The organism is Paraburkholderia lacunae (assembly GCF_003353175.1).
Taxonomy (GTDB): domain Bacteria; phylum Pseudomonadota; class Gammaproteobacteria; order Burkholderiales; family Burkholderiaceae; genus Paraburkholderia; species Paraburkholderia lacunae.
This window is the reverse complement of record NZ_QHKS01000007.1, coordinates 73,742-98,050: the sequence shown is the minus strand read 5'-3', so window position 1 is coordinate 98,050 and position 24,309 is coordinate 73,742. Positions and strand designations below refer to the sequence as shown.

The following is a 24,309-nucleotide window of genomic DNA, read 5'->3' as shown; positions in this document are numbered from 1 at the left end:
GGCTTTTTCAGTTAACGGGCTGCGATGGGCGCAACTTCGTCTTTCAGTTGCGCTTGCCCAGAAGCGGTGGGTGCTCGATGAATTCGCGCGCAGGTTCCGCCGGCTCGGGCGCGGAACAGCCTGCTGGTTTCGATGTTCGAATCGGGCATGCGTTGCTCAGCCACAATGTCCTCGAACTTGCATCCATGTCCATGCGCCGCGACCTTGAGGTCATCGCTCGCCGCTTCGGGCAAGCGCGCGAAGCGCGACGCGCTCATGTCATTCAGGGTGAATACTCCATGCGCGCCTTACGGCCTTCAGTGTGTCCATGACGTCGGCTACGGTGGTCATGTACAGGCGGCAAAGAAAAAGCGGGCTTCCCGCTCGCGCGAAAAGCCCGCTTCATGTTTGGCCAGGCCAGGCACGAGGCCCGGCCCAGTTCGCTCATTACTTCGCCGCACCGCCCTGGAACCACGCAGCGATCTTCATCCGCTCGTCGTCGGTCATGTGGGTGACATTGCCCAGCGGCATCGCCTTCAACGTGACAGCCTGCTGATAAATCCGCTGCGCGTTCTGCGAAATCTCATCCGGCGTATCCAGCAGCACACCGGCCGGGGCGCTGCCCATCATCGTCGGATGGGCGGAGTGGCAGGCCACGCAACGCTGTTGCAGCACGGGTGCGATATCGGCCACCTTGACCACCGGCGCATTCGCGGCTTGCGCTTGCGGCACGACCGGCTTCGGCATGGTCCAGAAGAGGGCCGCGAACATCAGCACGATACCCACGAGCGGCAGGTACCACAGCACCTGGCCACGGTGACGCATCACGAAGAACTGCCGGATCAGCGCGCCGGCCAGCATGATGATCACGAGCACGGCCCAGTTGTGCGGGTGCGTGTACGTCATTGCATAGTGGTTCGACAGCATCGCGAACACGACCGGCAACGTGAAATACGTGTTGTGCACCGAACGTTGCTTGCCGCGCTTGCCATAGATCGGGTTCGGCGTGTCGCCCTTGAGCATCGCGTCGACCATCTTGCGTTGGCCTGGAATGATCACGAAGAACACGTTCGCCGACATGATCGTGGCCAGCATGGCGCCCATGATCAGATAAGCCGCGCGGCCCGCGAAAATGTGGCACGCAAGCCATGCCGCGATCAGCACATATGCGCCGACGCAGATGCCGAGCACCTTGTCCTTGTTGCCGAGAATGCGGCACAGCGAGTCGTAGACGATCCAGCCGGCGGCCAGAAAGCCGAGCGCCGAAGCGACGGCGACCACCGGACCCATGTCGAGCACGTTCCTGTCGATCAGGTAAGTCGTGGGCGAGAACAGATACAGCACGGTGAAGAGACCGAAGCCCGACAGCCACGTGGTGTACGACGGCCACTTCGACCAATGCAGATCTTCCGGCATTTCCGGCGGTGCGACGGTGTACTTCTGCATGTTGTAGAAGCCGCCGCCGTGCACGTGCCACAGTTCGCCGAACACGCCGCGCTTGCGCTGGTTCGGGTCCTGCGGCGGTTTCAGGCTGTTGTCCAGCGCGACGAAATAGAACGATTCGCCGATCCATGCAATCGCGGCGATGACGTGGAACCAGCGAATCGCCAGATTCAGCCAGTCGGTGATAAAGCCTTCCATGACACTCCTCCACTTCTGATTCGTTGTACGCGCAATGACGGAGTTGCTTTCCGGGACCCGGGCCACGAGTCATCGGCATGCATCGCGTCGTTGCGCAGACTGCGCGGCGCCCCCAAGGGGACTTCTTTCGGGGCTGCGCCCCTTCAGGGCGAAAGACGCGGTGCGTTCAGTTCGCGCGCGCCGTTTTTTTTGGAACTGCGGGTCGAGTCGCCGGCGTTCGATTGCGTTTCGCGGGTGCCTTCATGCCGATGGGCGCGGGCGCGCGCATCGGCGTTCATCTGCGCAATGCAATCGGGCGCGATCAAAAAATGCAGCACAATAAATGCAGCACGACTTCAAACTCGCCTTCACCCCTTAGCTGCCCCGATACGTGCTGTACGACCACGGCGACACCAGCAGCGGCACGTGATAGTGCGCTTCGGCATCGGCGATGCCGAAGCGCAGCACGACGCGATCGACGAAGCGCGGCTCCGGCACCTTCGTACCGATCGATGCGAAATAGTCGCCGGCAGCGAACACCAGTTCGTATTCGCCCGCGACCAGCGCGTCGCCTTCGAGCAGCGGCTGATCGCAGCGGCCGTCGTCATTGGTGAGGGTGGTTTTGAGCGCGCGGCGAGTGTCGCCCGCGAGCGCGAAGAGTTCGACCTTGATGCCCGCGCCGGGACGGCCGTTCGCGGTGTCGAGCACGTGGGTAGTGAGCTTTCCCATTCGCAATTTTCCTTATGTGAATGCGAGGTTTCGGCGGCAGCCCGATCCAGTTACGTTTGCGGCGGATCGAGGCTCCACGTCAGTGGCTACATACCCGTCGGCGAATTGAAGCGAGCGCCGTGGCATCCATTGTAGAAAGGTTGTTCCCGTCAGCGCGCGAGAGATAGGAAAGATAATACCTGGCGCATGACGGACAGCCCGCTGAAAGCCGCAGCGAGTCGATTCGTTCGACTATTGCAATGCGATTCGATCCTACCGGCGCCAAAAAAGGCCCACTATATCGGCAGCGTGAAGTCGGGTATCGCACCGGCATGAGTTGTCAGCGTAATTTTGGCCGTCGAAGGTTACGTCTGTGCGCCGCAGCACGCAGGTTTCAGGCGAGGCGCACGCCCCGAAGGAAGTCCCTTCGGGGGACCCCGAAGACGGCGGAACACGCTGGGTAACCGGGCCAACGGCGTTCGACGGGACGCGGCGGCACGGTGGCGTGCCGTCACATCGCGTTCGAACGGCTTTGCACGGAAGCAACGAAGCGGAGAAACGAATGACGATGGAGCAGGCGGCGAGCGCGCCGCATGAAGCGGGTAAGCCGAAGAAAACGATGCTGGTCAGGCACGCGGACGTACTGGTCACGATGGACGGCGCCCGGCGCGAACTGCGCGACGGCGGACTGTATATCGAGGACAACCGGATCGTCGCGGTCGGACCGACGGCGCAACTGCCGCAAACGGCCGACGAAGTGCTGGACATGCGTGGGCATCTGGTGATTCCGGGGCTGGTGAACACGCACCACCACATGTATCAGAGCCTGACGCGGGCGATTCCCGCCGCGCAGGACGCCGAGCTGTTCGGCTGGCTGACCAGCCTCTACAAGGTGTGGGCGAACCTCACGCCGGAGATGATCGAAGTCTCGACGTTGACGGCCATGGCCGAGCTGCTGCTGTCCGGTTGCACGACCTCGAGCGACCATTTGTATATCTATCCGAACGGCAGCCGCCTCGACGACAGCATCGCCGCGGCGCGCCGGATCGGCATGCGTTTTCATGCGGCCCGCGGCAGCATGAGCGTGGGGCGGAAGGACGGCGGTCTCCCCCCGGATTCGGTGGTCGAGCGTGAAGCGGACATTCTGAAGGACACGCAGCGTCTGATCGAGACGTATCACGACGAGGGACGTTACGCGATGCTGCGCGTGGTGGTGGCGCCGTGTTCGCCGTTCTCGGTGAGCCGCGATCTGATGCGTGAATCGGCGAAGATGGCGCGCCACTACGGCGTGTCGCTGCACACGCACCTCGCGGAGAACGTCAACGACATCGCGTACAGCCGCGAGAAGTTCGGCATGACGCCCGCCGAGTATGCGCAAGACCTCGGCTGGGTCGGCCACGATGTGTGGCATGCGCACTGCGTACAGCTCGACGAGCCAGGCATCGAACTGTTCGCCCGTACCGGAACAGGTGTCGCGCACTGTCCGTGTTCGAACATGCGGCTCGCATCGGGCATTGCGCCGGTCAAGCGGATGCGTCTCGCGGGTGTGCCGGTCGGGCTCGGTGTGGATGGCTCGGCTTCGAACGACGGTGCGCAAATGGTCGCGGAAGTGCGCCAGGCGCTGCTGTTGCAGCGGGTCGGTTTCGGCCCGGATGCGATGACCGCGCGTGAGGCCTTGGAGATTGCGACCCTGGGGGGCGCGAAAGTGTTGAATCGCGACGATATCGGCGCGTTGGCGCCGGGCATGGCGGCGGACTTCGTGTCGTTCGATCTGCGCCAGCCGCTGTTCGCGGGCGCCTTGCACGATCCGGTGGCGGCGCTGGTGTTCTGCGCGCCGTCGCAGGTGAGCTACAGCGTGATCGGCGGCAAGGTGGTGGTGAGAGACGGGCAGTTGACGACGCTGGAACTCGGGCCGGTCATCGAGCAGCACAACCGGTTGGCGAGGACACTTTACGAAGCAGCGGCGTAACGAAATAGCGTGAGGCGTGCAATCTATCGGCATCCGCAACGCGTGAGCGATGCCGATAGATCACTAAAGAAGCTCAAGGCTTATCGATCAAGGTCCTGGTTGCTTCTGCAACCAGACTGCGCAGCCAGCGCACTTCGTCGGAGTAATGCACGCGTTCGTGCCACAGCTGGTAGTACTGCATCGGCGGGAAATCGAGCGGTGCGGGGACCACGGTCAGCGGCAGGAATTTGGCGTAGTAATCGGCAAACAGGCGTGTCGTCGTGAAGATCAGATCGGACTTGATCAGCACGTACGGCGCCAGATTGAAGTACGGCAACGTAACGACCACATGACGCTTTAACCGCTCGCGCGCGAGGTGCACGTCGATCGCGCCGCGCTGGCCCACCGAGTAAGGAGTAGGCGCAAGATGCGGAGCATTCAGGTACTGGTCGAGCGTCAGCCCGCCGCGCTTGGCGAACGGATGCGTGTTGCTCATCAGGCAGACGATCTGGTCGACGAACAGGTTGGACAGGTGCAATTGCTCCGGCGGCTCCGGCCAGTTGCCGACCACGATGTCGAGCTTGCCGTCCTCGAGCGCGAGTTCGTAGTCGAACGCCGGCCCGAGCGAATGAAACTCGAGCGTCGCGTTCGGTGCGGCCTGACGGAAGCGTTCGACCACCGTCGGCACGAAGAGCACGTTCAGATAGTCCGGGCAGCCGATCCGGTAGCAGCGAATGGAGGTGGCAGGATCGAAGTTGTGCTGCTGAAACTTGATGCGCTCGATCTCGCGCAGCGCGTTCTGCACCGGTTCGAGCAGGCGCAGGCCGTATTCGGTCGGCACCATGCCGGACTTGCCGCGCACCAGCAGCGGGTCGCCGGTGATGTCGCGCAACCGTCGCAGCGCCGCACTGATCGCGGGTTGCGATTGATTCAGTTTGACGGCCGCGCGCGTGACGCTGCGTTCCATCAACAGGGTGTGCAAGACGCGTAGTAAGTAGGTATCGATCGCCTCGCGTTGCTGACTCATGACTTCTCCGATATATATGTGCTGGCTGATCGAATGGGCGTGGGGTTATATGACTTTTAATATGAACACAAAACCACGTCAAGAGTGGGATACCCGCAGAGCGCGCTACGGCGCGGGTTTGCGGGGAATTTTGGCGGCTCGACTGAGTGGGTCGAATTAGGTATTGTCACCCGGTTGTGGTGACGGATCGCTCGCCGTGAGGGCGGGCGGACGCGCTGGAACCGGCAGTCACCGACGTACTACGGAATCACATGAGCGACTCTTCTTATAGCGACGGCGCCGCCGCGCAGCCGGCAACGAGGCCGGCACAGGCGGCGCCCCGGCTGGTGCTCGAGGGCATCACCAAACAGTACCCGGCCGTGCGCGCCAACGACGACGTCACGTTGGTCGTCGCGCCGGGCGAAATCCACGCCGTGCTCGGCGAAAACGGCGCCGGCAAAAGCACGCTGATGAAGATCATCTACGGTGCGGTGCGGCCCGACGCCGGCGAGATCCGCTGGGAAGGCGAGGCGGTCGAGATCGCCAGTCCCGCGGCGGCGCGCAAGCTCGGCATCGGCATGGTGTTCCAGCACTTTTCGCTGTTCGAGACGCTCACGGTCGGCGAAAACATCGCGCTCGCACTCGACGAACCCTTCGATCTGAAGACGCTCGCTAAACGCATCCGCGAAGTCTCCGCCGAATACGGCCTCGACATCGATCCGCAACGTCACGTTCACAGCTTGACCGTGGGCGAGCGGCAACGCGTCGAGATCGTGCGCTGCCTGTTGCAGAACCCGCGTCTCTTGATCATGGACGAACCGACATCGGTGCTTACGCCGCAGGCGGTGCGCAAGCTGTTCGCGACGCTGCGGCGGCTGGCCGCCGAAGGTTGCAGCATCCTCTACATCAGCCACAAGCTCGACGAGATCCAGGAGTTGTGCGACACAGCGACGGTGATGCGCGGCGGCCGTGTAACCGGTCACGTGAAGCCGAAAGAGGAAACGCACGCGTCGCTCGCGCAGTTGATGGTCGGCCATTCGCTGCCCGATTACACGCGGCGCGAGCATCAGCCGGGCGACGTGCTGCTCGACGTGAAGCAACTCTCGGTGGAAAGCGACGATCCGTTCGGGACCTCGCTCGATAACGTGTCGTTCGGCGTGCATGCCGGCGAGATATTCGGCATCGCGGGCGTGTCGGGCAATGGGCAGGCTGAACTGCTGGCGGCGCTTTCGGGCGAGAAGCGCGGCGTGCGCGCCGATGCGATCGCCATTTGCGGCAAGCCGGCGGGGCGCATGGGCGCGGGCGGCCGGCGCGCACTCGGTTTCGGCTTCGTGCCGGAAGAACGTCTCGGCCGCGGCGCAGTGCCGGCCATGACCCTGTCGGAAAACGCGTTGCTGACCGCGCATCGTCAGCAGATGGTGAGTTCCGGCTGGATCAGGGCAGGCGCCATGCGCGCGTTCGCGAAGCGTTGCATCGAGGCCTTCGACGTGCGCTGCGGCGGCTCGGAAGCGCTGGCGCAAAGTCTCTCCGGCGGCAACTTGCAGAAATACATCGTGGGGCGCGAGATTTTGCAGGCGCCCAAGGTGCTGGTGGTCGCACAGCCGACCTGGGGCGTCGACGTCGGCGCGGCGGCCTTCATCCGGCAGCAGCTGCTCGATTTGTCCGCGCGCGGCGTGGCGATCCTGGTGATTTCCGAGGAGCTCGAAGAATTGTTCGACATCTGCGATCGCATCGCGGTGCTCGCGCGTGGCAGACTCTCGCCGGTGCGTGCGACCGGCGCGACCAACGCCGAGGAAATCGGCCGCTGGATGGCGGGCCTGTTCGGCGGCCGCGAGGATGCGGCGCCTTCGGCGGAACAGACGGCCCACGCGTGAGCCGTTCTGCAACGCCAGCAACCCACATAACGACACGCTACCCATGATTCTTCCGTATCGACTCGAAGCCCGCACGACGCCCTCGCGCACGATGCAGCTTGCCGTACCGCTGATCGCCGCGTTGCTCACGCTCGTGATCGGCTTTCTGATTTTCAGCCTCGTCGGCCGCGATCCGCTGCAAGCGATGCATGCGTTTTTCATCGAGCCGCTCGCGAGCGTGAATGGCTGGTCCGAGTTGCTGCTCAAGGCCTCGCCGCTGTGTCTGATCGGTCTCGGCCTCGCGATCGGCTATCGCGCGAACGTCTGGAACATCGGCGCCGAAGGGCAGATGCTGCTTGGCGGCATTGCCGCGAGCGGCGTCGCGATCTATTTCGATCAGGCCACCGGCTGGTGGATTCTGCCAACCATGATGATCGCCGGCGTATTCGGCGGGATGGTGTGGGCGGCGATTCCTGCGCTGTTGAAGAGCCGCTTCAACACCAACGAGATTCTCGTCAGCCTGATGCTCACGTATGTGGCAACCCAGTTGCTCATCTATCTGGTGAGCGGCCCGTGGCGCGATCCGCAGGGCATGAACTTCCCGCTCTCGGAGATGTTCAGCGGCGACGCGCTGTACCCGACTTTCTTCGGCGACTGGCACTGGAAATGGCTGCGCGGCACGCGTCTGAACGCGTCGGTGCTCGTCACGCTGATCGCCATTCCGCTCGTGTGGCTGTTCATGGGCAAGAGCTTTGCGGGTTACCGGATGAACGTCGGCGGTCTGGCGCCGCTCGCCGCGCGCTACGCCGGTTTCTCCGACAAGAAAACCATCTGGACGTCGCTGCTGATCAGCGGCGCTCTGGCGGGCCTCGCCGGCATGGGCGAGATCGCCGGCCCGATCGGCCAGTTGCAGGCGACATGGTCGCCGGGCTATGGCTTCACCGCGATCATCGTCGTGTTCGTCGGACGGCTGCATCCGGTCGGCATCGTGCTCGCGAGCCTGCTGATGGCGCTGCTCTATCTCGGCGGCGAAGCGGTGCAGACCTCGATGCAATTGCCGCAGGCGCTCTCCGGCGTATTCCAGGGGCTGCTGCTGTTCTGCCTGCTGGGCGCCGACCTGTTCGTGAACTACCGCGTGCGCCGCCGTTCGCTGGCAGCACAAGTTCACTAATTAGCTCACTGATTTTCCCGCCGGATCTCCATGGATATTCAACAAGCCAGCGCGCTCACCTCGAGCGCCGTCTCCGCCGCGATCCCGCTGATGTTCGCGGGCGCGGGCGAACTCGTCGCCGAGAAGTCGGGCGTGCTCAATCTCGGCGTCGAAGGGATGATGCTGATGGGCGCGGTCACCGGCTACGCGGTGACCGCGATTACCGGCAACCCGTGGCTCGGCGTGGTCGCCGCGATCGGCGCCGGGCTCGCGATGTCGCTGCTGTTCGCGTTCCTCACGCTCACGATGCTCGCCAACCAGGTCGCCACCGGTCTTTCGCTGACGATCTTCGGCATCGGGCTGTCGGCTTATGTCGGCAAGCCGTACACGTCGGCGGCCGTGCGCGCGACGATCGACACCTGGACCATTCCCGGTCTCTCGAAGATTCCCGTGCTCGGGCCCGCACTCTTCAGCCTCACGCCGCTCGATTACCTCGCGTTCCTGATGTTCGCGGTGATCGGCTGGTTCCTGTACCGCACGCGCGCCGGGCTCGTGCTGCGCTCGGTCGGCGAATCGCCGCAAGTCGCCCACTCGGTCGGTTTTCCGGTGGTCGGCGTGCGCTACGGCGCGGTGGCCTTCGGCGGCGGCATGGCCGGGCTCGCGGGCGGTTATTACTCGATCGTCAACCTGCACCTGTGGCAGGAACAGCTCACTTCGGGCCGCGGCTGGATTGCGCTCGCGCTGGTCGTGTTCGCGACGTGGCGCCCCGGGCGGCTCCTGATCGGCGCGCTGCTGTTCGGCGCGGTGACCGGCTTGCAGTTCTATGCGCAGGCAATCGGCGTCCCGGTGCCGACCCAGTTTCTTGCGATGCTGCCGTACATCGCGACCGTCGTCGTGCTGGTGCTGATTTCGCGCAATCCGAACACGATCCGCCTGAATGCACCCGCATCGCTCGGCAAGCCGTTTTTCTCGGCCGGCTGACGCGGTCGTCCCTCGCGACCGGCCGCCACACGTTTCACATCAGTTGATAAACACGCATTCGTTCGACACGACAGGAGAAAACATGAAGAGAAGAAATCTGCTGACCGCCTTTGCATGGGGCGCGGCCTCGCTGGCGCTCGCCGCGCCGCTCGCGCAAACCGCGCAGGCCGCCGACGCGCCCGGCGTCGCGTTCGTCTACCTCGGCAACCCGGGCGATGCAGGCTGGACCTTCGCGCACGACCAGGGTTCGAAGGAAGCGGAAGCGAAGTTCGGCGGAAAGGTCAAGATCACGCGTATCGAGAACGTGCCGGAATCGGCCGACTCCGAACGCGTGTTCCGCGATCTGGCGAACAAGGGCAACAAGATCATCATCGGTTCGAGCTTCGGCTATCAGGATTTCGAACTGAAGGTCGCGAAGGACTTCCCTGACACGGTGTTCCTGCACGCAACCGGCTACAAGAAGGCGCCGAATTTCGGCACCTATGATGTGCGCATGTATCAGGGCGCGTATCTGGCCGGCGTCGCCGCGGGCTACGTGACGAAGACCAACACGCTCGGCTTCGTCGCCTCGGTGCCGATTCCCGAAGTGATCCGCAACATCAACGCGTACACGCTCGGCGCGCGTTCGGTGAATCCGAAGGTGCACACCAAGGTCATCTGGATCAACAGCTGGTTCGATCCGGGCAAGGAGAAGCAGGCTGCTGAAACGCTGATCGGGCAGGGCGCCGACGTGCTGCTGCAAAACACCGATTCGAGCGCCACGCTCGCGACCGCATCGGAAAAGCACGTGCATGCGTTCGGCTGGGATTCGGACATGAAGAAGTTCGGTCCTGACGCGCACCTCGGGTCGGTGGTCGCGCACTGGGGCGTGTACTACAACGCGGCCATCCAGCAGGTGCTGGACGCCAAGTGGAAGAACGATCCGGTGTGGTGGGGCATTCCGCAAAAGGCCGTCAATCTCGAGGACCTGAACACGTCGGCGATTCCGGTCGACGCGCAAAAGCAGGTGGCGGCGAAACGCGATGAACTGGCGGGCGGCAAGTGGGACGTGTTCACCGGGCCGATCAAGGACCAGGCGGGCGCGGTGAAGGTGCCGGCCGGCAAGACGCTGACGGATCCGGAATTGCAGCGTCTGAACTGGTATGTGGAAGGCGTGGACGGTTCGCTGCCGAAGTAATGTTGCTTCGGCAGGAATGACCGGGTCGCGATCGACCGGGTCGTGATCGACCGGGTCGCGCTTGAGCGGGTCGCGATCGACCAGGCGGCGGTGTCAGCGACCGCTGCTTCAAGGAGCTGCGTCCAGTACGGACGCAGCTTTTTTTCGCTTCGGATTCTGCTTTGACATTCGTTCAGAGGGATCGCGCGCTGCTTATTCGATGCGCAAACCGACCTTGATCGTCACCTGCCAGTAGGCGACTTTGTCGTCCTCGATCTGGCCCCGCGTTTCCGTCACCTCGAACCAGTGCAAATTGCGCAACGTCTTCGACGCTTTGGAGATCGCGGTGCTGATGGCGTCGTCGATCGACTTGGTCGATGAACCGGTCAGCTCGATTTGTTTATAGACGTGGTCTGACATGAACTTCCTCCTTTGATCTTCGTTGGTGTGCAAAAAGTATAGGCAATGGAACTCGACCGACGTCCCCCGCGTGCGCGAGTCATCCCGCACATCGGGTGTCCGGTATGCCGACGGCCGGCGCGGCCGTTATCATGTCCGCGCAGACTCAACCTGACACTGACGAGGCTTGAACGTGGAACTTGGTTTTTGCGGTCCCGGTTTGATGGGTGCGCCGATGATCCGGCATCTGCTGCGCGCGGGGCATGCCGTGCACGTCTGGAATCGCACCCGGGCCAAAGCGGACGCGCTGCTGGCGGACGGCGCGCGGGTGGTCGATACGCCGCGTGATCTGGCCGCACGCTGCGAAGCGGTGTTGTTGTGCGTCGCGGATGCGGCGGCGGTCGAAGAAACCGTGTTCGGTGAAGCCGGACTGCTCAGCGCCGGCGCACCGGGCCGGGTGCGCTGGATCGTCGATCACTCCAGCATTCCGCCCGCGGCAACGCGCGCGTTCGCCCAGCGCGCGGCGGCGCTTGGGGCAGGCGGTGACGGCGCGGCGGGCGTCGGCTGGATCGATGCGCCGGTGTCGGGCGGCGTCGCGGGCGCTGTGGCGGGCACGCTGGCGGTCATGGCGGGCGGCGCCGCGGCGGATGTCGAGGCCGTCCGGCCGCTGCTCGGCGCGTACGCGGCCCGCGTCACGCATATGGGCGAGACCGGCGCGGGCCAGACCGCCAAACTCTGCAATCAGACCATCGTTACCGCGACGCTGGCCGCGATCGCCGAAGCGGTGAGCCTCGCGCAACGCAGCGGCATCGACGCCGCCAAGCTGACCGAGGGTCTCGCCGGCGGCTGGGCCGATTCGGTGCTGCTGCAGATTTTCGTGCCGCGCATGACGCAAAGCGGCCTTGCGCCGATCGGCGCGCTCCGCACGTTCCAGAAGGATATCGACACGGTGGCCGCCACCGCTTACGAAACCGGCACGCCGATGCCGGTGTCTTCGACGGTTCAGCAGTTGCTGCGCCTGGGCGCGGCAATGGGCCTCGCCGAGGCCGATCTGTCGGCCTTCATCGACGTTTTGCAGACGCCGCGCGGGTCGAATTCGCGATAACCTGCTAAAATATCCGGTTTTTCGCCGATATCACATTCAAAGGGACGCGCCGTGCTGTCTACCGCCAATATCACCATGCAATTCGGGCCGAAGCCCCTTTTCGAGAACATCTCGGTCAAATTCGGGGAAGGGAACCGCTATGGCCTGATTGGTGCGAACGGCTGCGGTAAATCCACCTTCATGAAGATCCTCGGTAGCGATCTGGAGCCGAGCTCGGGCAACGTGATGCTCGAGCCGAACATCCGCCTCGGCAAGCTGCGCCAGGACCAGTTCGCGTACGAAGACGTTCGCGTGCTCGACGTCGTGATGATGGGCCACACCGAAATGTGGGCCGCAATGACCGAGCGCGACGCGATCTACGCGAACCCCGACGCCACCGACGACGATTACATGCACGCCGCCGAACTCGAAGCGAAGTTCGCCGAGTATGACGGCTACACGGCCGAAGCGCGCGCGGGCGAACTGCTGCTCGGCATCGGCATTGCGATCGAAGACCACAACGGCCCGATGAGCAACGTGGCGCCGGGCTGGAAACTGCGCGTGCTGCTCGCGCAGGCGCTGTTCTCGAAGCCGGACGTGCTGCTGCTGGACGAGCCGACCAACAACCTGGACATCAACTCGATCCGTTGGCTGGAAGACGTGCTCAACCAGTACAACTCGACGATGATCATCATCTCGCACGACCGGCACTTCCTGAACCAGGTCTGCACGCACATGGCCGACATGGACTTCGGCACGCTGAAGGTCTATCCGGGCAACTACGACGACTACATGCTGGCGAGCACGCAGGCGCGCGAGCGTCAGCAGAACGCCAACGCGAAGGCGAAGGAGCGCGTCGCCGACCTGCAGGACTTCGTGCGCCGCTTCTCGGCTAACAAGTCGAAGGCGCGTCAGGCCACCAGCCGTCTGAAGATGATCGACAAGATCAAGATCGAGGAATTCAAGCCGTCGTCGCGGCAGAATCCGTTCATCCGCTTCGAATACGAGAAAAAGCTGCACAACATTGCTGTGGTGGCCGACAAGATCTCGAAGAAGTACGAGCGCCAGATCTTCAACGATTTCAGCATCAGCGTGCAGCCGGGCGAGCGCATCGCGATCATCGGCGAGAACGGCGCGGGCAAGACCACGCTGCTGCGTTCGCTGCTCGGCAAGCTCACGCTCGATCACGGCACGGTGAAGTGGGCTGAAAACGCCAATGTCGGTTACATGCCGCAGGATACGTATGAAGAGTTTCCTGCCGACGTCACGCTGATGGATTGGATCGACGGCTACCGTAAGGAAGGCGACGACGAGCAGATGGTGCGCGGCACGCTCGGCCGGCTGCTGTTCAATGCCGACGACATCCGCAAGTCCGTGAAGGTTCTCTCGGGCGGCGAGAAGGGCCGCATGATCTGGGGCAAGCTGATGCTGGGCCGCCACAATGTGCTGCTGATGGACGAGCCGACCAACCACATGGACATGGAGTCGATCGAATCGCTGCAGATCGCGCTCGACAAGTACGAAGGCACGCTCATTTTCGTGTCGCACGACCGGGAGTTCGTGAGCGGTCTGGCGAACCGGATCATTGAAGTGCGCACCAATGGCACGTTGAACGACTTCGGCGGCAACTATGAAGACTTCCTGCTGAGCCAGGGCGTGCAATAAGCCGTTCGTTGGCTCATGTGTTACCGCAAAGCCCGCTTCCTTGAAGCGGGCTTTTTTTGTGTGTGCCTGCGGCAGTGCTTTTCCTTGCCCGGAAAAACCAAACCATCCCGCGCCAATGCGCCGCACAAAAACCTGCTACAGCGTGACGAGCGTCAACCCTTCAACCAGAAACTCAAACCTGTCGCCAACCGCTTGATCCGGCGCAATGCAAATCGCGCCCTAACAACGACCATGACCGCTTCGAAAAACCGAAACCATAGGTCGCCATGTTTACCTCTCACTCGTTCCCACCTCTGGTCATCCGTGGCCGCAGCTTGCTGCCGATCGTGCAAGGCGGCATGGGCGTCGGCATCTCGGCACACCGGCTCGCCGGCTCGGTCGCCCGCGAGGGCGCTCTGGGCACCATCGCCAGCATCGACCTGCGCCATCACCATGCCGATCTGATCGAACGCTGCCGTCAAAGCCCGGACCGGGCCACCCTGGAACAGGCCAACCTCGCCGCGCTGGCCCGCGAGATCCACGCCGCGAAAGCAATCAGCGAAGGTCGCGGCATGATCGCCGTCAACGTGATGAAAGCAGTCAGCGCGCAAGCAGACTACGTGCGAGTCGCCTGTGAAAACGGCGCCGACGCAATCGTGATGGGCGCGGGCCTGCCGCTCGATTTGCCCGACATGACCGAAGGCCACGACATTGCGCTGATCCCCATCCTGTCGGACAGCCGTGGCGTCGCCCTGGTGCTGAAAAAATGCCTGAAAAAAGGCCGCCTGCCGGACGCCGTGGTGATCGAACATCCCGCCCACGCAGGCGGCCACCTCGGTGTGAGCAACCTCGCTGACCTGCACGACCAACGCTTCGACTTTTTCCGCATTCTCGAAGAGCTCGATGCGGTATTCACGTCGCTCGGCCTGGATCGCAACGACGTGCCGCTGATCGTCGCGGGCGGCATCAATAGCTACGAAGCGGTGTGCAATCTGTTGAACGCGGGCGCAAACGGCGTGCAGCTCGGCACGCCGTTCGCCGTCACCGAAGAAAGCGATGCGCATCCCAACTTCAAACGCGTGCTGGCTGACGCGACACCCGACGACATCGTCGAGTTCGTCAGCGTGACGGGATTGCCCGCGCGCGCCGTGAAGACGCCCTGGCTGATGCGCTATCTGCGCAACGAAACAAAAATTCGCGAAAAGATCGGCGCGCTCAAACAGGTCTGCCCGACCGCGCTCGAGTGCCTCAGCGTGTGCGGCATGCGCGACGGGATCGAGAAATTCGGCCACTTCTGCATCGATACGCGGCTCGCCGCGGCGTTGCGCGGCGACGTGGCCAATGGCCTGTTCTTCCGCGGCCGAGAAGCGTTGCCGTTCGGCACGGCAATTCGCAGCGTGCACGATCTGATCGAATTGCTGCTGACCGGCGCGACGCGACCGGCTGTCGCAGGGCGATGGGCGTTCTCGCTGGGTTGATGCGGGTCAACGCGGCGCCTGGCGGGACCCTCGACAATCGCCGCACGCAAACAAACACTCGGGGAAGCACATGAAGCACTCGCTCAGGAAAACAATCAGGGCGGCCGCCGTCGCATCGAGTCTGCTATGCGCGGGCGCTCTGGCTCAAGAGGCGCATGCCGCCGGTGACGACCAGCTGAACGGCATTCACGCCGGCGACGTGCTGGTGCGTCTGCGCGCGATTAGCATCATGCCGAACGTGGAGACCAACCAGTCGCTGTCGGCGCTGAACGTGGGCGTCAACAATGCAATCGTGCCGGAACTGGATCTGACGTACATGATCCGCGACTACCTCGGCGTCGAGCTGATTCTCGGCACCTCGCGTCATCAGCTCACATCGAGCCTCGGCAAGCTCGGCGGCGTGAACGTGTTGCCGCCCACGCTGCTGTTGCAATATCACTTCAATCACGCGGGGCGCATTCGTCCGTATGTCGGCGCGGGTATCAATTACACGTACTTCTACAACAACGGACTGAACGCCGGCGGCCAGCCGATCTCGATCACCAATCACAGCTTCGGCCCGGCGCTGCAAGCCGGCGTCGACGTGCAGGTGACCCGATCGCTGTTCGTCAACGCGGACATCAAGAAGATCTGGATGCACACCGATGCATCGCTCGGCGCTCAGCCGCTCGGTCGGCTGAGTATCGACCCGGTGGTGGTCGGCCTGGGCGTCGGTATGCGGTTCTGACGACAGCCTTGTCAGGTTCGACGCTCACATTTAGCGCTCAAAAAAACGCCGGGATAGCCCGGCGTTTTTTATGGTAAGCGCGAAACGAACCCAACGCAGGTCAGAGCTTGTCGTATTTGAAGCGCATCGCCGTGCCATCCTGCTGGATGCGGACCCACACAGCGTGCTTTTCCTCGTCGCTGAGGAATACCCAGTTGGACACTTCGGCTGCGGTGCGGCCGCAGCCTTTGCAGACTTCGTCGAAGAGCGTGGAACAGACGCCGATGCACGGGCTGTCGGGAAGATCGTGGAGATTCGAAGCCATCGGAAACCTTGGGCGGGAAGCGGAGTTCCGCTATGTTAACCGATGCGGCGCATGCATCTTGCTGTGGCGCTGAAGGGCGCAATGAGGAAGGCGGCCCAGCGTCGAACGACGCCGCGCCGAGCGGTGTCGTTGCGCGGCATCGGGAGATGCTAAGAGAATACTTACAAATTAGCTTCATTCGCATAGGGATCGGGCGGAAACAGATCGAGCAGAGCAAACAACAACCGTTCTTTGTCCCGCTTTGTCCTTCTGTCGGCTATCGTGCACAGTGAAGCGGCTGTCCGTTGATCGTCGTTCAGACCATAGCCGATGCGCATAGCCGCGCGACGCCAACCGTCGACGGTTACACTCGCGTGACCGGAGCGAACCCAGCGGCAAACCCAGCGACGAACCCCGCGCACCCAGCTCGCGTAAAGTGACAACGCGATCGCACCGGGACGGCCACTGGTGTTTTTTTCGGGTAGACACGGGCGGATAACCCGCTAAAATTGCGCCCATTTTGTAGCGGCGCGGCTTACGCTGTACCGTTTGCGCGACAGCCTGGCATTTTTTTTGAAGCGCGCAATAATTAATGGTAGTTTTCGGGTTTTTCAGGGGAGCCGCGGGTGATGTTTCGCGGCGCGAGTGTGAACGAGGCCGGCTAGGGCCGGCCAGGATCGGAGAACGGGATGAAAAAACGGGTAGTAGGGCAAGTGGCGGCACTGGTTTTGTGCGCGACGCCTTGGTTGACGGCCGTTGCGAAAGACACGCAACTGAACGTGTATAACTGGTCCGATTACATCGCGAAGGACACCATCCCGAACTTCACCAAGCAGACTGGCGTCCAGGTCAAGTACGACAACTACGATAGCGACGACACGCTGCAAGCCAAGCTCCTCACCGGCAATTCCGGCTACGACATCGTTGTGCCGACCAGCAACTACGCCGGCAAGCAGATCGCTGCGAAAATCTTCGCGCCGCTCGACAAATCGAAGCTGCCGAACCTCAAATATCTCGACCCGTCGTTGATGGCGCTGGTCGCCGGCGCCGATCCGGGCAACAAGTACACGGTACCCTGGGCGTACGGTACGACCGGCCTCGGCTACAACGTCACCAAGGCGCAGCAGATCCTCGGCAAGAACGTACCGCTCGACAACTGGGACGTGCTCTTCAAGCCGGAAAACATTTCGAAGCTGAAAGCCTGCGGCGTGTCCGTGCTCGACGCACCGGACCAGATGTTCGCCGCCGCGCTGCACTACATCGATAAGGATCCGATGAGCACGAACCCGGCCGACTACCGCGCCGCGCTCGCCATGATGAAGAAGATCCGCCCGTACATCACGCAGTTCAACTCGTCGGGCTATATCAACGACCTGGTTGGCGGCGACGTGTGCTTTGCGTACGGCTGGTCGGGCGACGTCGTGATCGCCAAGCATCGCGCGGTCGAAGCGAAGAAGGCCTACAAGATCGAGTACTACATTCCGAAGGGCGGCGCGCCGGTGTGGTTCGACGTGATGGCGATTCCGAAGGACGCGAAGAACAAGGAAGCCGCGCACGAGTGGATCAACTACATCGAAACGCCGCAGGTGCACGCGGCGATCACCAACGCCGTCTACTATCCGAGCACCAACCTCGAAGCGCGCAAGTACGTGGACAAGGACGTGGCGAACGACCCGGCCGTGTATCCGCCGCCTGAAGTCATCAAGACCCTCTTCCTGCTCAAGCCGCTGCCGCCGGAAATCCAGCGGCTGCAAACGCGGCTGTGGACTGAATTCAAGTCCGGCCGCTGATCCGCGGCTCCAGTGAACGGGTTAGCATCACCCTGAAGCCCTCGGTGTCCACCGGGGGCTTTGTTCGTCAAACGCCGGAGTGAAGCAGCATTATGATGAGTAGTGACCAGTCGGGCGTGGTGGCAGGTTCCGCAGCACGGTCCCCGAGCCATCTCGCCGTCGCGGACGACGCAGCGGACAATTTCGTGCAGATCGTCGACGTCGTGAAAAAATTCGGCGAGACCGTGGCGGTCAAGCAGGTCAATCTGTCGGTGAAAAAAGGCGAACTGTTCGCGCTGCTCGGCAGTTCCGGTTGCGGCAAGTCGACCTTGCTGCGCATGCTCGCAGGCCTCGAAACCGTGACCTCGGGCAAGATTCTGATCGACGGCGAAGATCTCGCGCAGTTGCCGCCGTACCGCCGCCCGACCAACATGATGTTCCAGTCGTACGCGCTCTTTCCGCATATGACGGTCGAGGCCAACGTCGCCTTCGGCCTCAGGCAGGAAGGCGTGCCGAAAGCCGAGATGAAGGAGCGTGTGCAGCACACGCTCGAACTGGTGCAGATGGCCCGCTTCGCGAAACGCAAGCCGCATCAGCTTTCCGGCGGTCAGCAGCAGCGCGTGGCGCTCGCGCGTTCGCTGGTCAAGCGGCCCAAACTCCTGTTGCTCGACGAACCGATGTCCGCGCTCGACAAACAGATCCGTCAGCGCACCCAGATCGAACTGGTCAACATTCTCGACAAGGTCGGTGTGACCTGCATCATGGTGACCCACGACCAGGAAGAGGCGATGACGATGGCTGCCCGCCTTGCTGTGATGAGCGAAGGCGAGATCGTCCAACTCGGCACGCCGCACGCCGTGTACGAATATCCGAACAGCCGCTTTTCCGCCGAGTTTATCGGCTCGACCAATCTGTTCGAAGGCCATACGGTCGAGGACGAGCCCGATCACGTGTTCATCGACACGCCCGATCTGCCGTGCCGCCTCTACGTGAGCCACGGCATCTCCGGGCCGCTCGGCATGCCGGTGACGATCTCGGTGCGGCCCGAGCGGATCGCGCTCACGCGCAAGCCGCCTGAAGGCGCGTACAACTGGGGCAAGGGCGTCGTCACGAATATCGCGTACATGGGCGGCTATTCGCTGTATCACGTGAAGCTCGAGGCCGGCAAAACGGTGATCGCGAACGTCACGAGCCTCGCCTTGACGGAGATCGATCCACCCACCTGGGGCGACGAAGTGTATGTGCGCTGGAGCGCATCGGCCGGCGTGGTGCTGACATCATGAAGCGCCTGGTGAGTTCTCTGGCGGCGTGGCCGGTGCGCCGCTTCAACCTGACTGGCCGCACCGCGGTGGTGGCCGGGCCGTTCACCTGGCTGCTGCTGTTTTTCCTCGTACCGTTCCTGCTGGTCGTGAAGATCAGCTTCGCCGATTTGCAGCTCGGCATTCCGCCGTATACGGAACTGGCGACCTATACGGACGGCGTGGTTCACGTCGCGCTCGATCTGTCGCATTACGCGTTTTTGCTGACCGACAGCCTGTATTTCGCGACCTATGTGAATTCGGTGGTGGTGGCGGCGATTTCGACCTTGCTGTGTTTGCTGATCGGTTATCCGATGGCGTACTACATCGCGCGTTCGAGTCCGGCGAGCCGCAATCTGCTGATGATGGCGGTGATGCTGCCGTTCTGGACGTCGTTTCTGATTCGCGTGTATGCGTGGATCGGGATTCTGAAGAACAACGGTTTGCTGAACAACTTCCTGATGGCGACCGGCTTGATTCATACGCCGGTCGAGCTGTACCACACGAATGCCGCGGTTTATATCGGCATGGTGTATTCGTACCTGCCGTTTCTCGTGATGCCGCTTTACGCGCACCTGGTGAAGATGGACATGACGTTGCTGGAAGCCGCCTACGACCTCGGCGCGAAGCCGTGGAAGGCGTTCTGGCGAATCACCTTGCCGCTGTCGAAGAACGGCATCATCGCCGGTTGTTTGCTGGTGTTCATCCCGGCGGTGGGCGAGTATGTGATTCCTGAGTTGCTGGGCGGCGCGAACACGCTGATGATCGGCCGCGTGATGTGGAATGAGTTTTTCGACAATGCCGATTGGCCGATGGCGTCTGCCGTGACCTGTGCGATGGTGTTGTTGTTACTGGTGCCGATGGCGTTTTTCCAATACTCGCAGGCGAAGGCGATGGAGGAAGGGCGCTAATGAAGCCGAACCGGATTTTCCAGTTCATTGCATTGGGCATTGGATTTTTGTTTCTGTATGTTCCGATCGTCAGTCTGGTTGTGTATTCGTTCAACGAATCGCAGCTGGTCACGGTGTGGACGCGCTTTTCGACGCGCTGGTATGCGGCGTTGCTGCAAGATGGCGAGTTGATTGCCGCCGCGTGGTTGTCTTTGCGGGTGGCTTTGTTGACGGCGTTTGCTTCCGTGGTGATCGGCACGTGGGCCGGGTTTGTGCTCGCGCGGATGGGGCGGTTCCGCGGCTTTACGCTCTACACCGGGATGATCAACGCACCGCTGGTGATTCCCGAGGTGATTCAGGGGATTTCGCTGCTGCTGTTGTTCATCGAAATGGCCAAGTGGCTGGGATGGCCCGCCGGACGCGGCATTTTCACGATCTGGATCGGGCACGTGATGCTGTGTATTTCTTATGTGGCCATCATCGTTCAGTCCCGCGTGAAGGAGTTGCATCCTTCTCTTGAAGAGGCGGCGCTCGATCTTGGCGCTACGCCGGTCAGGGTGTTTTTCTCCATTACGTTGCCGTTGATTTCGCAGGCGCTCGTGTCCGGGTGGTTGCTGTCATTCACGCTGTCGATCGACGATCTGGTTTTGTCGGCGTTCCTGTCGGGGCCTGGGTCGACTACCTTGCCACTGGTTGTGTTCTCCCGCGTTCGGCTTGGCTTGAATCCCGAGATGAATGCGCTTGCTACGCTGTTTATTGCCGTCGTCACGGTAGGGGTCGTGGTGGGGAATTACTTTATGCAGCGAGCCGAGAGGAAGAGGGCTGTCATGGCAGTCTAGGTTTTTCGTGTCTGACGCCTGATTGCGGCTTTTTTTGCCCTGGGCGGCGGCATTTTTCTGTGCGTCCGCGGCGGTGGCCTTTCTTTTGATAACAGGAAAAGCCCAATACCGCCGGCATCAAACCATCGTGCGGCTCGCATTGGCCGTAGCCGACAGAAACGCGCGCAAATCGACCATGACGCGCTCCGGCGCTTCCTCCATCGGGATGTGACCCAGCCCGGGATATATCACCGACTTCGCGCGCGGAATGCGGCTCGCGAACTCCGCCGCATGCGCGGTCGGAATCCACCGGTCCTTCGCGCCCCACATCACCAGCGACGGTACGTCGAGCGTCTTCAGCACGTCGGTATTGACGTCTTTGAAATCGAGCGTCGGCACCATCTTGCCGATCGCAGCACGTGTGCCTTCGCCGTGGAAAAATTCGATGTAACGCCGCAGCGTCACCGCGTCGAGCCGGCGTGGATCGCCATACACGTTGCGCACCGCGCTTTTGATGATGGCTTCAGGCAGCCACCACGGCGAACTGATTCGCACCGGCGCGCTGTTGAACAGACCGATGTAAATCGGCAGCTTCATTGGAAATCCGGCCGAATCGATCAGCACCAGCCGTTCGACAGCGTCGCGATGACGCACCGCGTAGTCCCACGAAATCAGGCCGCCCAGCGAGTTGCCGATCAGCGTCGCGCGCGAAATGCCCAGCGCCTGCATGAACGTATCGAAGAAACGCCGGTAGGTCGGCAGATTCATCGTTTCGATCGCGCCGGAGGTCGAGCGCAGCGGACCTGTCACGCCGAACGGCGGCAGATCGAGACGGATCACGCGATGCGTGCGCCTGAGTTCGTCAGCGACGCGATTCCACGTATGCAGAGAAGACGCAAAACCATGAATCATCACGATCGTGTCGCCGCTGCCTTCATCGACGTAGTGCACGTCGGCGCCCATGATCGTGACGAACTTCGAACCGCTTTGCGTATAACGCTGCCGCAATTCGGCGCGCGGCACGCTGGCGATGCCGAGGCGCGCGGCGAGCGAGCGCGGCGGCAGCGGCGCGGATGCGGCGGGCGTGGTGGATTCGATGCTTGCCATGGTTTTTATCTCCCTTTTCACTTTTCTGGTTTTGAGTTGGACAGCAGGCGATGCACGGCCCCTCGGCCGCGGGCAATGTCACGCGCATCAAGGCGCAAAGCGATAGTCGCGCGGCCGCACGCGGCGCGTGCGCTTGCGAAAACTGAACGTGAAGCCCGGCCAGATCGCCGTCACCTTGCCGCTCCGGGTCTGATACCAGCTATGGCAGCCGCTCACCCAGACGGAGTGCTGCATTTCTTTCTGCAAACGCGCGTTGAAGTCGCGCTGCACGTCGGGCCGCAGATTCATCGTGCGGGCGCGGCGCCGGCGCAGCTCGCGCAGGCAATCGGCGATGTATTGCACCTGCGACTCGATCATGTAGATCATCGAGTTGTGACCGAGGCCGGTGTTCGGGCCGGCCATCATGAAGAAGTTCGGGAAGTTCGCGATGCTGGTGCCGAGATACGCTTGCGGGCCGTCGTGCAGCCACATCGCGCCGAGATCGGCGCCGCCGATACCGGTCACGTCGAACGGCGCGCCGGCGTCGTTGACCTGGAAGCCGGTGCCGCAAATGATCGCGTCGGCGGGGTGATGCGCGCCGTCCTCGGTCACGATGCCGTCGGCGACGATCTCGCGGATGCCGGCCGTCACCACGTCGACGTTCGGCTGACCGAGCGCCGGATAATAATCGCTCGACAACAGCACGCGTTTGCAGCCGAGCCGGTAGTTCGGCGTCAGCCTCGCGCGCAGCGCCGGATCCTTGACGCGCCGCTCCAGATAGCTCAGACCGAACTTCATCGGAAACTTCATCAGCTTCGGATTGACGACGAACGCGATCGCGCGCGATTCGAGCTGCCAGTAGATGGCATTGCGCACGAAACGCTGCGTGAACGGCAGATGGTGGAACAGCCAACGCGCGCGCGGGCCGATCGGTTTGTCGGGCTTCGGCATGATCCACGGCGCGGTGCGCTGGAACAGTTCGAGCCGGGCGACGCGCGGCTGGATCCGCGGCACGAACTGGACCGCGCTCGCGCCGGTGCCGATGACGGCGACGCGCTTGCCTTCGAGCGGATACGCATGGTCCCAGCGGGCCGAGTGAAACAGCTTGCCTTCGAAGCGCTCGAGCCCGGCGATTTGCGGCATGGCCGGCCGCGACAGCGGACCGCTCGCGGCAATCACGACATCGGCTTCGATGCTTTCGCATGTGCCGTTCGCATCGATCTCGACGTGCCATATCTGCCGCGCTTCATCGAAGCGCGCGGCACTCACGCGCGCGTTGCAGCGCACGAAACGTTCGACGCCATACTTGCGTGCGCAATGCTTCAGGTACGCCAAGATTTCCGCCTGGCCGCTGAACGCGCGCGACCACGCCGGGTTGGGTTCGAAAGAAAACGAATACAGATGCGACGGCACATCACAAGCCGCGCCGGGATAGGTGTTGTCGCGCCACGTGCCGCCGATATCGCCGGCCGCCTCGTAGACCGTAAACGACGTGATGCCCATTCGCTGAAGACGGATCGCCATGCCGATCCCCGCGAATCCGCTTCCGACAATGGCAATGCGTGGCGTGGCAGGTGAGGCAGGCGTCACAGCGGGTCTCCGGAGTTGGGCAGGAAAACGGCAAAATTCAAGTGTCTACAGGTGTCTACTTCAGACTAACGCGCAGGGTAGACAACTGTACACTTCGCGTCAAGATCGTTTAGAGTACGACAATTAAACGCACGTGTTTCGCGCCGATTGAAACCTCATGACATCCGTACCCGCAGCGGCGCCCGCCGCTGACTATGCCGCGCCCGGGCAGGAATTGCCGCCCGGCAAGCGCAAGCTGATCGAAGCCGCGTTGCGCCTGACCGCGGGCGGCCGCAGTTTTGCGAGCCTGGGTTTGCGCGAACTGGCGCGCGAGGCGGGGTTGAATCCCAACACGTTCTATCGTCATTTCGACACGCTCGACGATCTGGCGCGCGAAGCGGTCGAATCGGTGAGCCGCCGCTTGCGGCCGATGCTGCGTCGCGAACGCTGGCTGGCCGCGCATGACGAGCCGCATAGCGTGCCGCGCCGCGCCTGCGTGGCGTTTTTCGAGTTCGCGCTGGAAAGCCGCGAAGCGTTCCGCAGCGCGCTGGCCGAGTATCACGGCACCTCGCCGGCGCTGCGCGAAGCGGTACGTGCGAACCTCCACGAGGTGTCGGCGGAAATGGCGGACGACGTCGTGCAGTTGAATCTGATGCCGGCGCTAGCCCGCGAGACTATCGACGAAGTCTGCACCCAGATCGTGCTGCAGCTGTTTCATCTGTCGGATGAATACATCGCCGCCAATGCCGCGCGCCGGGAAGCCCTGATCGGTTATGCGGAGCGTTTCATCGTCAGGCTGTTTGCGGGGTCCGCGCTGCTCGCGCAACACGAAGCGGCGAGGGCGTAGCGAGGAAGCGCAAAAA

At 62.6% G+C, this 24,309-nt stretch carries 23 protein-coding genes; 15 read left to right on the top strand and 8 right to left on the bottom strand.

Features of this window, described 5'->3' with window-relative positions:
- Window positions 1-426: 426 nt before the first annotated feature.
- From DLM46_RS12255 to uraH, 3 genes are all read right to left on the bottom strand, one after another.
- Window positions 427-1,620 (bottom strand): urate hydroxylase PuuD, encoded by a 1,194-nt coding sequence (locus tag DLM46_RS12255; protein WP_115101038.1) that lies wholly within the window; start codon window positions 1,618-1,620, stop codon window positions 427-429.
- 143 nt (window positions 1,621-1,763) lie between these two features.
- Window positions 1,764-1,898 (bottom strand): hypothetical protein, encoded by a 135-nt coding sequence (locus tag DLM46_RS40910; RefSeq protein ID WP_279635184.1) that lies wholly within the window; start codon window positions 1,896-1,898, stop codon window positions 1,764-1,766.
- 76 nt (window positions 1,899-1,974) lie between these two features.
- Window positions 1,975-2,328, bottom strand: coding sequence for a hydroxyisourate hydrolase (uraH, locus tag DLM46_RS12250; protein ID WP_115101037.1), 354 nt, complete (start codon window positions 2,326-2,328; stop codon window positions 1,975-1,977).
- Between the two features lie 541 nt (window positions 2,329-2,869).
- On the opposite strand from uraH, the gene DLM46_RS12245 reads away from it, so the two are divergent.
- Window positions 2,870-4,276, top strand: coding sequence for an 8-oxoguanine deaminase (locus DLM46_RS12245; protein WP_115101036.1), 1,407 nt, complete (start codon window positions 2,870-2,872; stop codon window positions 4,274-4,276).
- Between the two features lie 73 nt (window positions 4,277-4,349).
- Here DLM46_RS12245 and DLM46_RS12240 read toward each other — a convergent pair whose 3' ends face one another.
- Complete coding sequence (locus tag DLM46_RS12240) at window positions 4,350-5,282, bottom strand: LysR substrate-binding domain-containing protein (RefSeq protein WP_006051768.1); 933 nt, start codon at window positions 5,280-5,282, stop codon at window positions 4,350-4,352.
- A gap of 251 nt (window positions 5,283-5,533) precedes the next feature.
- Here DLM46_RS12240 and DLM46_RS12235 point away from each other — a divergent pair, with 251 nt between their 5' ends.
- From DLM46_RS12235 to DLM46_RS12220, 4 genes are all read left to right on the top strand, one after another.
- Window positions 5,534-7,135 carry an ABC transporter ATP-binding protein gene (locus DLM46_RS12235; RefSeq protein ID WP_115101035.1) on the top strand — a complete coding sequence of 534 codons (1,602 nt, stop codon included), beginning with the start codon at window positions 5,534-5,536 and terminating at the stop codon, window positions 7,133-7,135.
- A gap of 43 nt (window positions 7,136-7,178) precedes the next feature.
- The gene (locus DLM46_RS12230) at window positions 7,179-8,285 is read left to right on the top strand and encodes an ABC transporter permease (RefSeq protein WP_115101034.1); all 1,107 of its coding nucleotides are present in this window, start codon (window positions 7,179-7,181) and stop codon (window positions 8,283-8,285) included.
- Between the two features lie 30 nt (window positions 8,286-8,315).
- Window positions 8,316-9,245, top strand: a complete 930-nt coding sequence (locus DLM46_RS12225) for an ABC transporter permease (RefSeq protein WP_115101033.1) — start codon at window positions 8,316-8,318, stop codon at window positions 9,243-9,245.
- 82 nt (window positions 9,246-9,327) lie between these two features.
- Complete coding sequence (locus DLM46_RS12220; RefSeq protein WP_115101032.1) at window positions 9,328-10,422, top strand: BMP family ABC transporter substrate-binding protein; 1,095 nt, start codon at window positions 9,328-9,330, stop codon at window positions 10,420-10,422.
- Between the two features lie 192 nt (window positions 10,423-10,614).
- Here DLM46_RS12220 and DLM46_RS12215 read toward each other — a convergent pair whose 3' ends face one another.
- A complete protein-coding gene (locus tag DLM46_RS12215; RefSeq protein ID WP_115101031.1) occupies window positions 10,615-10,821 on the bottom strand; it encodes a dodecin in 207 nt (68 codons plus the stop codon).
- Window positions 10,822-10,993: 172 nt separating this feature from the next.
- Here DLM46_RS12215 and DLM46_RS12210 point away from each other — a divergent pair, with 172 nt between their 5' ends.
- The 4 genes from DLM46_RS12210 (at window position 10,994) to DLM46_RS12195 (ending at window position 15,733) form a co-directional block, all read left to right on the top strand.
- Window positions 10,994-11,905, top strand: coding sequence for an NAD(P)-dependent oxidoreductase (locus DLM46_RS12210; protein ID WP_115101243.1), 912 nt, complete (start codon window positions 10,994-10,996; stop codon window positions 11,903-11,905).
- A gap of 51 nt (window positions 11,906-11,956) precedes the next feature.
- Entirely contained in the window at window positions 11,957-13,549 is a 1,593-nt protein-coding gene (locus tag DLM46_RS12205; protein WP_115101030.1) for an ABC-F family ATPase, read from the top strand.
- Window positions 13,550-13,815: 266 nt separating this feature from the next.
- A complete protein-coding gene (locus DLM46_RS12200) occupies window positions 13,816-15,006 on the top strand; it encodes an NAD(P)H-dependent flavin oxidoreductase (RefSeq protein WP_115101029.1) in 1,191 nt (396 codons plus the stop codon).
- A gap of 70 nt (window positions 15,007-15,076) precedes the next feature.
- Window positions 15,077-15,733, top strand: coding sequence for an OmpW/AlkL family protein (locus DLM46_RS12195; RefSeq protein WP_115101028.1), 657 nt, complete (start codon window positions 15,077-15,079; stop codon window positions 15,731-15,733).
- A 100-nt stretch (window positions 15,734-15,833) separates the two neighbouring features.
- Here the strand turns inward: DLM46_RS12195 and DLM46_RS12190 are convergent, their stop codons facing one another.
- A complete protein-coding gene (locus tag DLM46_RS12190) occupies window positions 15,834-16,037 on the bottom strand; it encodes a DUF1289 domain-containing protein (RefSeq protein ID WP_115101027.1) in 204 nt (67 codons plus the stop codon).
- Window positions 16,038-16,069: 32 nt separating this feature from the next.
- Between DLM46_RS12190 and DLM46_RS39020 the strand changes: the two genes are divergently transcribed.
- From DLM46_RS39020 to DLM46_RS12170, 5 genes are all read left to right on the top strand, one after another.
- Window positions 16,070-16,309, top strand: coding sequence for a hypothetical protein (locus tag DLM46_RS39020; RefSeq protein ID WP_133300330.1), 240 nt, complete (start codon window positions 16,070-16,072; stop codon window positions 16,307-16,309).
- A 396-nt stretch (window positions 16,310-16,705) separates the two neighbouring features.
- Window positions 16,706-17,806: a polyamine ABC transporter substrate-binding protein gene (locus DLM46_RS12185; RefSeq protein ID WP_115101026.1), complete on the top strand. Its 1,101-nt coding sequence runs from the start codon at window positions 16,706-16,708 to the stop codon at window positions 17,804-17,806.
- 95 nt (window positions 17,807-17,901) lie between these two features.
- On the top strand, window positions 17,902-19,068 hold the full coding sequence (locus DLM46_RS12180) for an ABC transporter ATP-binding protein (RefSeq protein WP_244306161.1): 1,167 nt from the start codon (window positions 17,902-17,904) through the stop codon (window positions 19,066-19,068).
- A complete protein-coding gene (locus DLM46_RS12175; RefSeq protein WP_115101025.1) occupies window positions 19,065-19,994 on the top strand; it encodes an ABC transporter permease subunit in 930 nt (309 codons plus the stop codon). Before DLM46_RS12180 ends, DLM46_RS12175 begins: the two co-directional genes overlap by 4 nt.
- Window positions 19,994-20,812 (top strand): ABC transporter permease subunit, encoded by an 819-nt coding sequence (locus DLM46_RS12170; protein WP_115101024.1) that lies wholly within the window; start codon window positions 19,994-19,996, stop codon window positions 20,810-20,812. The genes DLM46_RS12175 and DLM46_RS12170 overlap by 1 nt, the downstream gene beginning before the upstream one ends.
- A gap of 117 nt (window positions 20,813-20,929) precedes the next feature.
- Here DLM46_RS12170 and DLM46_RS12165 read toward each other — a convergent pair whose 3' ends face one another.
- Both DLM46_RS12165 and DLM46_RS12160 read right to left on the bottom strand, forming a co-directional pair.
- Window positions 20,930-21,898, bottom strand: coding sequence for an alpha/beta fold hydrolase (locus DLM46_RS12165; RefSeq protein WP_115101023.1), 969 nt, complete (start codon window positions 21,896-21,898; stop codon window positions 20,930-20,932).
- A gap of 87 nt (window positions 21,899-21,985) precedes the next feature.
- Window positions 21,986-23,467, bottom strand: coding sequence for a flavin-containing monooxygenase (locus DLM46_RS12160; protein ID WP_115101022.1), 1,482 nt, complete (start codon window positions 23,465-23,467; stop codon window positions 21,986-21,988).
- 157 nt (window positions 23,468-23,624) lie between these two features.
- Between DLM46_RS12160 and DLM46_RS12155 the strand changes: the two genes are divergently transcribed.
- Complete coding sequence (locus DLM46_RS12155; RefSeq protein WP_115101021.1) at window positions 23,625-24,293, top strand: TetR family transcriptional regulator; 669 nt, start codon at window positions 23,625-23,627, stop codon at window positions 24,291-24,293.
- Window positions 24,294-24,309: the final 16 nt, after the last annotated feature.